Source organism: Streptomyces marinisediminis (assembly GCF_026262575.1).
Lineage (GTDB): Bacteria > Actinomycetota > Actinomycetes > Streptomycetales > Streptomycetaceae > Streptomyces > Streptomyces marinisediminis.
Genome location: NZ_JAPKFL010000053.1, coordinates 1 through 9,729, shown reverse-complemented (window position 1 = coordinate 9,729; position 9,729 = coordinate 1). Strand labels below are relative to the sequence as shown.

General features: G+C 76.0%; 7 protein-coding genes and 1 pseudogene. 6 read left to right on the top strand and 2 right to left on the bottom strand.

What is annotated here, in order from left to right:
- The 3 genes from OSB71_RS23775 to OSB71_RS23765 form a co-directional block, all read left to right on the top strand.
- The coding region (locus tag OSB71_RS23775) for an acyl carrier protein (protein ID WP_265950868.1) at positions 1 to 741 on the top strand (741 nt) is incomplete at its 5' end.
- A gap of 150 nt (positions 742 to 891) precedes the next feature.
- The gene (locus tag OSB71_RS23770; RefSeq protein WP_265950867.1) at positions 892 to 1,935 is read left to right on the top strand and encodes an ABC transporter ATP-binding protein; all 1,044 of its coding nucleotides are present in this window, start codon (positions 892 to 894) and stop codon (positions 1,933 to 1,935) included.
- The gene (locus OSB71_RS23765; protein WP_265950866.1) at positions 1,932 to 2,840 is read left to right on the top strand and encodes an ABC transporter permease; all 909 of its coding nucleotides are present in this window, start codon (positions 1,932 to 1,934) and stop codon (positions 2,838 to 2,840) included. The genes OSB71_RS23770 and OSB71_RS23765 overlap by 4 nt, the downstream gene beginning before the upstream one ends.
- 86 nt (positions 2,841 to 2,926) lie before the next feature.
- On the opposite strand, the gene OSB71_RS23760 is transcribed toward OSB71_RS23765, so the two are convergent.
- Together OSB71_RS23760 and OSB71_RS23755 are read right to left on the bottom strand one after the other, a co-directional pair.
- On the bottom strand, positions 2,927 to 3,670 hold the full coding sequence (locus OSB71_RS23760; RefSeq protein ID WP_265950865.1) for an ABC transporter permease: 744 nt from the start codon (positions 3,668 to 3,670) through the stop codon (positions 2,927 to 2,929).
- Positions 3,670 to 4,647 (bottom strand): ABC transporter ATP-binding protein, encoded by a 978-nt coding sequence (locus OSB71_RS23755; protein ID WP_265950864.1) that lies wholly within the window; start codon positions 4,645 to 4,647, stop codon positions 3,670 to 3,672. Before OSB71_RS23755 ends, OSB71_RS23760 begins: the two co-directional genes overlap by 1 nt.
- A gap of 309 nt (positions 4,648 to 4,956) precedes the next feature.
- On the opposite strand from OSB71_RS23755, the gene OSB71_RS23750 reads away from it, so the two are divergent.
- The 3 genes and pseudogenes from OSB71_RS23750 to OSB71_RS23740 all read left to right on the top strand — a co-directional run.
- On the top strand, positions 4,957 to 6,330 hold the full coding sequence (locus OSB71_RS23750; protein WP_416237318.1) for an FAD-dependent monooxygenase: 1,374 nt from the start codon (positions 4,957 to 4,959) through the stop codon (positions 6,328 to 6,330).
- 168 nt (positions 6,331 to 6,498) lie between these two features.
- Entirely contained in the window at positions 6,499 to 9,159 is a 2,661-nt protein-coding gene (locus OSB71_RS23745; protein ID WP_265950862.1) for a LuxR C-terminal-related transcriptional regulator, read from the top strand.
- Positions 9,160 to 9,499: 340 nt separating this feature from the next.
- A pseudogene (locus tag OSB71_RS23740) lies at positions 9,500 to 9,729 on the top strand (protease); the annotation flags it as partial.

Genomic DNA, 9,729 nt, shown 5'->3' with positions numbered 1-9,729 from the left:
AACCGGGAGCAGTCGGTCGACGCGTCCGGGCCCGGAGCGCCCACGGGGCCGGAGGCGGACGACGCCGCGGTCCAGGCGCTGCGGAAGGAGCTGGCCGAGGCCGACGAGGACGGTCGCGCCGCGCTCCTGCTGGAGTTGGTGCGCACCGAGGCGGCCCGGGTGCTGGGCGTGGCGGGCCCGGCCCGCATCCGGCCCCGCCGGGGCTTCGTGGACATGGGGTTCGACTCGCTCATGGCGGTCGAGCTGCGCAACGGCGTGGGTGCGCGGACGGGCCTGCGGCTGCCGACCACGCTCGTCTTCGACTTCCCCACGGCGCGGGACCTGGCCGGTCACCTCGTGGAGCGCTTCGCCACGGAGCTGCCCGCGCCCGCCGACGGCCCGGTGGCGCGGGCCGCGGCCGAGCTGGAGAAGCTCGACGGGCTCCTGGCGACCCTGCCTGCCGGGGACGCCGAGGCGGCCGGGATCACCCGGCGCCTGGAGGCGCTGCTGGCCGGGTGGCAGGCGGCCCACCCGGCGGCCCCGGGTTCCGGCCTCCCGCCGCACGCGGACCCGGCCGCCACCGGGCCCGCGTCCCTCCCCGCCGCGCCCCCGAGCCCCGGCCAGGCACCACCCCCCGCGGCCACCGACCACGCCGACGCCGTCACCGACACCGCCACCGGCGCCACCGACGACGACCTGCTCTCGGACGCGACGCCCGACGAGCTGTTCGAGCTCATCCAGCGCGAGTTCGGCAAGTCCTGACCCCGGCCGCCGCCACCGCCGTCGACGCGCACACGGAAGGCCCCGGGGGACGCCCGGGGCCCCGGGCACCGGAACACCGGCCGCCCCTCCCACCCCATGTCACCCCCACCACCAGCCCTTCCCCTTTCCCCTTTGCAAAGGAGGCACGAAGTGCCGGACGCACCCAACCAGGACGTGGTCGTCGTCGAGGACCTCGTCAAGCAGTACCTGCCGGGCATGCCGCCCGCGGTCGACGGGATCAGTTTCTCGGTGGCGCGCGGCGAGGTGTTCGGGCTGCTCGGCCCGAACGGGGCCGGGAAGACCACCACGATCCGCATGCTGACGACGATGGCGCGGCCCACCTCGGGGCGGGCGGTGCTCGACGGGGTCGAGGTGTTCGCCGATCCGGCGCGGGCGCGCGGAGTGCTCGCGGTCGTGCCGCAGCACAACAACCTGGACCGGTCCCTGACGGTGCGGCAGAACCTGGTGTTCCACGCCGCCTACCACGGGATGGGCCGGGCCGAGCGCGGGCGCCGCGCGGACGAGTTGCTGGAGCGGGTGCGGCTGGCCGACCGGGCGGACTCGCCGGTGGAGCAGATGTCGGGCGGCCAGGCGCAGCGGGTGATGATCGCCCGGGCGCTGATGCACGACCCGCGGGTGATGTTCCTGGACGAGCCGGCCACCGGACTCGACCCGCAGGCCCGGCTGTTCGTGCACGACCTGGTGGCCGACCTCGGCGAACAGGGCGTGACGGTCGTGCTCACCACGCACGACATGGAAGAGGCGGCGAAGCTGTGCGACCGCATCGGCATCGTCGACCACGGCAAGCTCCTGACGGTCGACACCCCGCGGGGGCTGGTGCGGTCGCTGCCCGGCGGCACCACGATCACGCTCCGGCTCGACCTGCGCGGGGAGACGCCGGAGGCGGTGAGCGAGGCGCTGCGCGGCGTGCCGTGGGTCGAGGCGGCGGAGTACGTGCCCGCGGCACCGGCCGCGCCCGCGATGCCGGTGCCGCCGGTGCCGGGCCTGCCCGGCGCGGCACCGGAGCCGGAGGAGGACCGGTTCGCGCTCAGCGTGGAGTCCGGCGCCGGCGACGTGCTGCCCGCGGTGTTCAAGGTGCTCGGCGAACTGAGCTGCGAGGTCAAGGACCTCGCGGTGCGCGAGGCCGGGCTGGAAGACGTCTTCATTCACATGACTGGTAGGGGACTTCGGTGACTGTCACAACACCCACGACCACCACGGCCGGCGCGGCCGGGGCCGACGCGGCGGACGGCGCCGGGAGCCGGGGCGGCGCGGCGGCGCGCGGCCGGGGCCCGGCCGGGGGCGGTGCGCGGGGCCCGGTCCGGGGCGCCGCGCCGGGCCGGATCTTCGCCTCGATCCTGTGGCGGGACCTCATGGTCACGGCCCGCCAGCCCTGGCTGTTCCTCGCCGAAGCGCTGCTCCAGCCGCTGTTCATCCTGTTCGTCTTCGGCAAGGTGCTCGCCGACATGAGCTACGTGGACCCCGGTTACGTGCCGCTGCTGCTCCCCGGCATCGTCGGCCTGACGGCGTTCATCAGCGCGCTCCAGGCCACCGCGCTGCCGCTGGTGATGGACTTCTCCTACTCCAAGGAGATCGAGGACCGGCTGATGGCTCCGGTCGGCATCCGGCTGGTCGCGCTGGAGAAGATCGTCTTCGGCGCGGTGCGCGGCCTGTTCGCCGCGGTGCTGATGGTCCCGGTCGGCATCCTGGTGCTCGGGGTGCCGTGGTGGCCGCTGGCGTCGGTCCCGCCGGTGCTGGGCATGCTCGTCCTCGGGGCCCTGCTGGGCGGCGCGCTGGGCCTGGTGCTGGGCACGGTCGTCCCGGCGCGGCGGGTGGGCGTGGTGTTCGGCCTGGCGCTGACGCCGCTGATGTTCACCGCCGCCGCGCAGTACTCGCTGCTGAGCCTGCACGGGCTGAAGTGGTTCCAGGTCGTGGTGGGCGCCAACCCCATCACCTACGTCAACGAGGGCCTGCGGGACGTGCTGCTGAGCGACGTCGACTCCGTGCCGCTGGGGCTGGACGCGCTGGTGCTCGCCGCCGCGATCGTGCTCGCCGCGCTGGTGGGCGTCCGGGGCTTCACGCGCCGCGCCGTGGACTGACCGCGCCGCGGGTACGGCAACACGCCTGTGGGCGGCACCTTCCGGAGAAGGTGCCGCCCACAGGCGTTGGGGGGCGCGGCGCGGGGCTACGCCTTGCGGCCGGAGCGGCGGTAGGCGTAGGCGGCGTAGCCGCCGAAGAGGAGCAGCCAGGCGGCGAGCACGGCGACGCCGGTGAGGCTGGGCGCGTTGCCGTCGACGGTGGCCCAGCCCAGCTCGCCGAAGCGGTAGCCGGGCGTCCACTCGGCGACGGCGGCCAGCCAGCCGGGGAACTCGCTGATCGGGAACCACAGCCCGCCGACGAGCGCGAGCAGCAGGTTGGTGACGATGTTGGTGACGTTGGTGGTCTGCGGCGAGAGCTGGTAGCCGTTGGCGATGCCGAGCATGGTGAACGGCAGCGAGCCGACCCACAGCAGCAGCGTCAGCACCACCCACTGGTACGGCTCGACGCTGACGCCGCCCGCGAGCATCGCCGTCAGCAGCACGACGACGATCGCGGGCAGCACCATCAGCGAGCCGGTCAGCGCCCGGCCGACGACGACCTGCGCGGGGGAGAGCGGGGTGATGCGGAGCTGCCGCAGCCACCCGGCCGCCTTGTCCTCGGCGACCGCCGTGCCGCTGGTCAGCCCCGCGCTCAGCGCGCCGTAGGCGGCCAGGCCCACCATGGCGGTGACGGCCCACTCGCGGGTGCTCTCCGAGCCGCCGCCGACGTTGGTGAACAGCAGGTACATCAGCACCGGCGTGCCGATGCCGAAGATGACGAACCCGGTGTCGCGCAGGGTGCGCCGCAGTTCCAGGTTGACGTAGCTCGAAACCAGGGTGGCCTGGGACATCACGCGCCTGCCTTGGGGGTCTGGACGGGAGAGGGGGCGAAGGAGGCGTACCGGGGGTCCGCGGGGCGGTCGGCGTCGTCGGTGAGGCTCAGGAAGGCGTCCTCCAGGCCGGCCGGGGCCACCTCCAGGCCGCGCACCCGCACCACGCCGGGCAGCGCGTCCACGGTGGCGTCGGAGTCGGACGTGCGCAGCCGCACCCGCCCCTCGGCGACCGTCACCGACAGCACTCCCGGCAGCGACTCCAAACCGGCCGGAGCCTGGCCCCCCGAGCCGTCGGGGAGGTCGAAGGAGACGTGGCTGGAGCCCACGGCGCGCTTGATCTCCGCGCTGCTGCCGTCCGCGATCAGTCGGCCGCGGTCGATGACGACGACGCGGTCGGCGTTCTGGTCGGCTTCCTCCAGGTAGTGGGAGGAGAACAGCACCGTCTTGCCGCGGTCGGTGAAGGAGCGCATGGACTCCCAGAACGCGCGGCGCGCCTGGACGTCCAGCGCGGCCGTGGGCTCGTCGAGCACCAGCAGGTCCGGGTCGCCGGCGAGCGCGACGGCGAAGCTCACGCGCTGCGCCTGGCCGCCGGAGAGCTTGTCCGCCCGGCGCCCGGCCAGGTCGGCCAGGCCCGCCAGCTCCAGCGTCTCCGCCACCGGCAGCGGGCGCGGGTACGTCGCCGCGACGAAGGACACCAGCTCCTTGACCGTCACCCGGGGGACGGGCTTGGTGTCCTGGAGCATCGCGCCCACGCGCCCCTCGCGCACGGCGTCGGCCGGGGCCCGCCCGAACAGCCGCACGCTTCCGGACGTCGGTTCGTCCAGCCCGAGCAGCAGGCCGATCGAGGTCGACTTGCCCGCGCCGTTCCGACCGAGCAGGGCGACTCTTTCGCCAGTTCCGATGGTGAGATCGAGGCCGTCGACGGCGCGTACCGCGCCGAACTCCTTTACCGCGCCGGTGAAACCCACCACCGGCGTCGCCCTGTGTGTCGTCATGCTCGGCACTGTAGGGACCCGGGGGGCAATTCGGTACCCGGACAACTCGCGCAACTCCGCCGCCGGGAAAAGCCGGCGGGGCCGCGTAGATACGCGGTGAGCTGCGGTTTCCCCCGCGCATTCGACCGCGCCGCGGGGTCACCCCTAGCTCTACCCCTAGCCACCCCTGTCCTGCGGAGGGGAGGACTCCGCCTGCCCGGAAGCCGGGTGATTACTCGTAAGTTAGTTCTGCTTTCGCGCCGGGAAAGGACACGTGGAGAGATGGCCGGAAACCGACATGCCGTTGTCGTCGGCGGGGGGCTCGCGGGAATGCTCACCGCGTCCCTCCTCGCCCGTTATACCGACAGCGTCACGGTGGTGGACCGCGACACCTATCCGGAAGGACCCGAACCCAGGAAAGGCGTACCGCAGGCCCGGCACTGCCACATTCTGTGGTCCGGCGGCGCCCGGGTCCTGGAGAAGCTGCTGCCCGGGACGCAGCGGCGGCTGACCGAGGCGGGCGCCCACCGCATCCCCATCCCCGCCGGCCTGGTCTCCTACACGCCGTTCGGCTGGCAGCACCGCTTCGCCGACGAGCAGTACACCCTCGCCTGCACCCGCCCGCTGCTGGACCACACCGTGCGCCACCAGGCCCTGCGCGAGCCGGGGGTGACCGTCGCGGAGCGCACCGAGGCACTGGAGCTGTGCGGCACGGCCGACCGCGTCACCGGGGTGCGGGTGCGCGAGCTGGACACCGGCACCGTCCGGCGGCTCGACGCCGACCTGGTCGTCGACACCTCGGGCCGCGGCTCCGCGGCGCGGCGCTGGCTGGAGCGCCTGGGCGTCCCGGCCGCCGAGGAGGAGACCGTCGACACCGGCATGGTCTACGCCACCCGCGTCTTCCAGGCGCCCCGGGCCGCTCCCGACTCCGGCCCGTTCCCGCTGGTCAGCGTCCTCGCCGATCCGGGGGCCGGCGGGCCGGGCCGCAACGCGGTGCTCATGCCCGTCGAGGGCGGGCGGTGGATCGTCACCCTCTCCGGCACCCGGGGCGGCGAACCCCCGGCCGCCGAGGCGGACTTCCTCGGCTACGCCCGCGACGCCGTGCGCCACCCGCTCGTGGGCGACCTCGTCGCCCCGCTGGAGCCGCTCACGCCCGTGTGGCGCTCCCGCTCCACGGTCAACCGGCGCGTCCACTACGACCGGCTGCCGCGCTGGCCCGAGGGGCTGCTCGTCCTGGGGGACGCGGCCACCGCCTTCAACCCCGTCTACGGCCACGGCATGAGCGCCGCCGCCCGGGGCGTCGCCGCCGTCGAACGCGAGCTGCGCACCCGGGGCCTGGGGCCGGGGCTGGCCCGCGCCGCGCAGCGCGCCGTCGCCCGCGCCGCCGACGACCCCTGGCTGCTGGCCACCTCCGGCGACGTCCGCTACCCCGGCGCGCGCGTCACCAGCCGCGACCCGCGGCTCACCGACCCCGCCACCGCCGCCGCCCAGCGCCGCGACGCCGACGCGATGAGCGCGGTGGCCACCCGCAACCAGGAGGTCAGCCGCGCCGCCGTCGGCCTGATGACCCTCTCGACCACCATCGCGCAGATCCAGACCCCGGCCCTCCTGGCGGCCCTGCGCCGCGGCCCCGAACGCCCCGCCCACCCCCACCCGCCGCTCACCCCCGGGGAGCGGGCCCTGCTCGCCTCCGCACCGGCCTGACCCCGCCCGCGACCCGGGGCGCGCGCACCGGGCCGCAGCCGTACGGGAGCGCCCCCGACCGTCCTGACCAGTGACAATCGTCCGATCACCTGTCCACAATTGCTGAGGTCCACACCCGTGCGGCCTCGGGGCGGCGCGGGAGCCTGATCGGCGGCGCGGGAGTACGGCATGGTCACAGTAGGCGAGGCGGACTGGGAGCGGCGGCTGCGCCGGGCCCTGGGCGACGAGGGTGCTCGGCCGGTGCTGGTGCTGGCCGAGGGGGCCGCGGGCACCGGCAAGAGCCGGCTGCTGCGCGCGCTGGCCGAACTGCCGGAGGCCGCGGCGGCCGCCGCGGCGCGGTGGACGTGCGGGGACGGGGGACCGCTGCCCCGCGTACCGGCCGAGGGGCCCGTGCTGCTGCTGGTCGACGACGTCCACCGGGCCGGTCCCCAGGAGCTGGCCTGGCTGCGCTGGCTGCTGGAGCAGGCCGTGCCGGGGCTGGCCGCCGTCGTGACGTACCGGCCGGAGGAGCTGGCCGAGCCGGGGCTGCCGCTGGGCAGCCCGCCGGTCCGCTACCCGGCGGAGCTGGCGGTGCTGCGCCACCACGTCGAGCCGTGGGCGCGGGACCAGGTGCACCAGGCGGTGGAGGAGGCCGTCGGGGAGCAGGCCACGCCGGAGGCCGTCGCCCGCCTGCACGAGCGCTCGGGCGGAGTGGCGCAGGTCGTCGTCGACGTGCTCGCCGCCGTGCGGGACCTGCGGCAGCGGTGCACGGTCGCCGTGGTGGACGCCGTGGGGGTGCCCGTGCGCCTGGCCGAGCTGGCACTGAGCCGCACGGCGGCCCTGGGCGCGGAGCACCGCCCGGTGGTGTGGGCCGCGGCGACGCTGGACGAGCCGGTCTTCGGCCCCGAGCTCCTGGCGGTCGCCGGGGTGGGCGGGGAGGAGGGGCGGGCCGCCCTGGCCGCCGCGCTCGGCGGGGCCGCGCTGACGCGGGACGCGGAAGGGCGGTACGCGCTCTTCGTGCCGCTGGCCGCCCGGGCGGTGCTGGAGGCCGTGCCGTGGTCGGTGCGCCAGGGCCTGCACGCCAGGGCTGCCGACGTGCTCGCCCGTCGGCAGCCGGTGCCGTGGGTGTCGCTGGCCCGGCACCACCGGGCCGCCGGACGGGTCCGGGGGTGGCTGCGCGCCGCCGAGCGGGCCGCGCGGCAGGCGGCCGACGCCGGGCGGCACCAGGAGGCGATCACCCTGCTGGAAGAGGCGCTGGCCTCCGACGCCGCCCCCCGGTCGGTGCGGGGCCGGCTCGCTCCGCTGCTGGCCCGCAGCGCCGTGACCGGGCTGCGTTCGGACCAGACCGTGAAGGTGCTCGCGCAGCTCGTGGACGACGAGAGCCTGCCGGGTGTGGTGCGCGGCGAGCTGCGCCTGGACCTCGGCCTGCTCCTGTCCAACCAGGTGGGCCGCAGCGTCGCCGGGTGGGCGGACCTGGAGCGCGCGGCGCGGGAGCTGCGTGTGGAGCGGCCGGACCTCGCGGCCCGCGCCATGGCCGCCATGGCCGTGCCGCAGTGGCTGGGGGTGTCGCTGGACGTCCACCTCAAGTGGCTGCGCCGGGCCCGGGAGGCCGCGGAGGCCAGCGGTTCTCAGGCCGCCCGCGCGGCCGTCGCCGTGAACGAGGTGAGCCTGGCGATGTGCTGCGGCGACCCCCGGGCCTGGCGGTTGGTGCGCGAACTGCCGACCGGCAGCCCGGACGGGGCGGTCGTGCGGCACGCGGCGCGGGGGGTGTGCAACGCCGGGGACGCCGCCATGTGGCTCGGGCACTACGACCGGGCCGAGGAGCTGCTCACCGAGGGGCTGGAGCTGTCGGCCCGGAGCTGCTCGGAGTACGTCGCCCACACGGGCCTGGGGGCGCGCCTGCTGCTGGAGTGGAACACCGGGCGCTGGTCGGGTCTCGCCGCCCGGTGCGAGGCGTTCGTCGCGGACACCGCAACCATGCCCGTCATCAACGCCGACGCCCGGCTGATCCTCGGGCTGCACGCCATGGCCCAGGGCGAGTGGGGGAGGGCGGAACAGTGGCTGGCCGCCGTGGACGCGGCGACGACCGACCGCACGGCCGCCCCGCTGTCGGCCGCCGCCTCCGCCGGGCTGGTCCGCCTGGCCCTGGCCCGGCAGGACGTGCCGGCCGCCGCCGCCCAGGCCCGGGAGGCGTGGCAGCGCGTCGCGGCCAAGGGCGTGTGGGTGTGGGCCGCCGAGCTGGCGCCCTGGGCCGTGGAGGCGGAGGTGCGCGCGGGCGAGCCGGAGGCGGCGCGGGCGATGGTCGACGCCTTCGCCGCGGGGCTCGACGGCCGCGACAGCCCGGTGGCCTCGGCGGCCCTGGAGTGGGCGCGCGCCGCGCTGGCGGAGGCGGCGGGCGAGCCGGAGCGGGCCGCCCCCCGCTACCGCGGCGCCGCGGACGCCTTCGCCCGCATGCCCCGCCCCTACAGCCGGACGATCACCGCCGAGGCCGCCGCACGCTGTGTGCTCGCGGCCCGCGACGAGGGCGCCCGCGAGCGGGCGCTGGCGGAACTGGCGGCGTGCGAGGACGCGTACACCGGCCTCGGGGCGACGTGGGACGCCGCCCGGGTCCGCGCCGCCCTGCGGGTCCACCAGCCCACGGCGGAACGCCGCCCCCGGGGGCGCCCGTCCTACGGGGACCGGCTCTCGCCCCGGGAGCGGGAGGTGGGCGAGCTGGCGGCCGGTGGGCTGACCAACCGGGAGATCGCGGCCACCCTGCACCTGTCGCACCGCACGGTGGAGCAGCACATCGCCCGCGCCATGCGGAAACTGGGCACCACCTCCCGCACGGGGCTGGTCTCACCCCGGTGACGCCGGAGCGTCCGCCGGGCGGACGGCGGGGGGTGCCGCGGGGAACGTCCGGGAAATCCGTGCGGGAAAACTGCGTGGTTCCGGGCGGCCGACCGGATTTCTTTGCGTGTCCGTGACGCCGTCCGCACGGATGGGCCGGGCCGGGACCTGAGCCTAGATTCCTGCCACCACCTGGTCGGCGCATCAGGCACTCCTCTCCGGTCCTGCCGGCGAGGAGTTCGCCGGCCGGGAGTCCGGCCCTGGTCCTGCGCCCCGCTCGACCCCGTCGCGCCCGAAGCCCACCCGCGGAAGGCGAACGAGGGGTTGTCATGCGCAGGTCGTAATTTGGAGGCAACCCATCGTGAGACCCGTACGCATATCCCTGCTGGCGGTGACGACAGCGGCTCTGCTGGGCAGTGGTATCACCGCGTCCGTGGCCGCGCCCGCGGCGCCCGCGGCCACCCCGGCCGACACCGCGCCGGCCGCCGCGGCCGAGCGGCTGATCGTCGGCTACAAGACCCAGGCCGCCGAGGCGGCCTCGGACAGCGCCGCCGGCAAGGACGCCAGGAAGAAGGGCGAGAAGTCGGGCAG

Excerpts from the sequence above, each read along its gene's own strand:
- OSB71_RS23760 (WP_265950865.1), bottom strand. The coding sequence starts at position 3,670 with ATGTCCCAGGCCACCCTGGTTTCGAGCTACGTCAACCTGGAACTGCGG.
- OSB71_RS23755 (WP_265950864.1), bottom strand. The coding sequence starts at position 4,647 with ATGACGACACACAGGGCGACGCCGGTGGTGGGTTTCACCGGCGCGGTA.
- OSB71_RS23750 (WP_416237318.1), top strand. The coding sequence starts at position 4,957 with ATGCTCACCGCGTCCCTCCTCGCCCGTTATACCGACAGCGTCACGGTG.
- OSB71_RS23745 (WP_265950862.1), top strand. The coding sequence starts at position 6,499 with ATGGTCACAGTAGGCGAGGCGGACTGGGAGCGGCGGCTGCGCCGGGCC.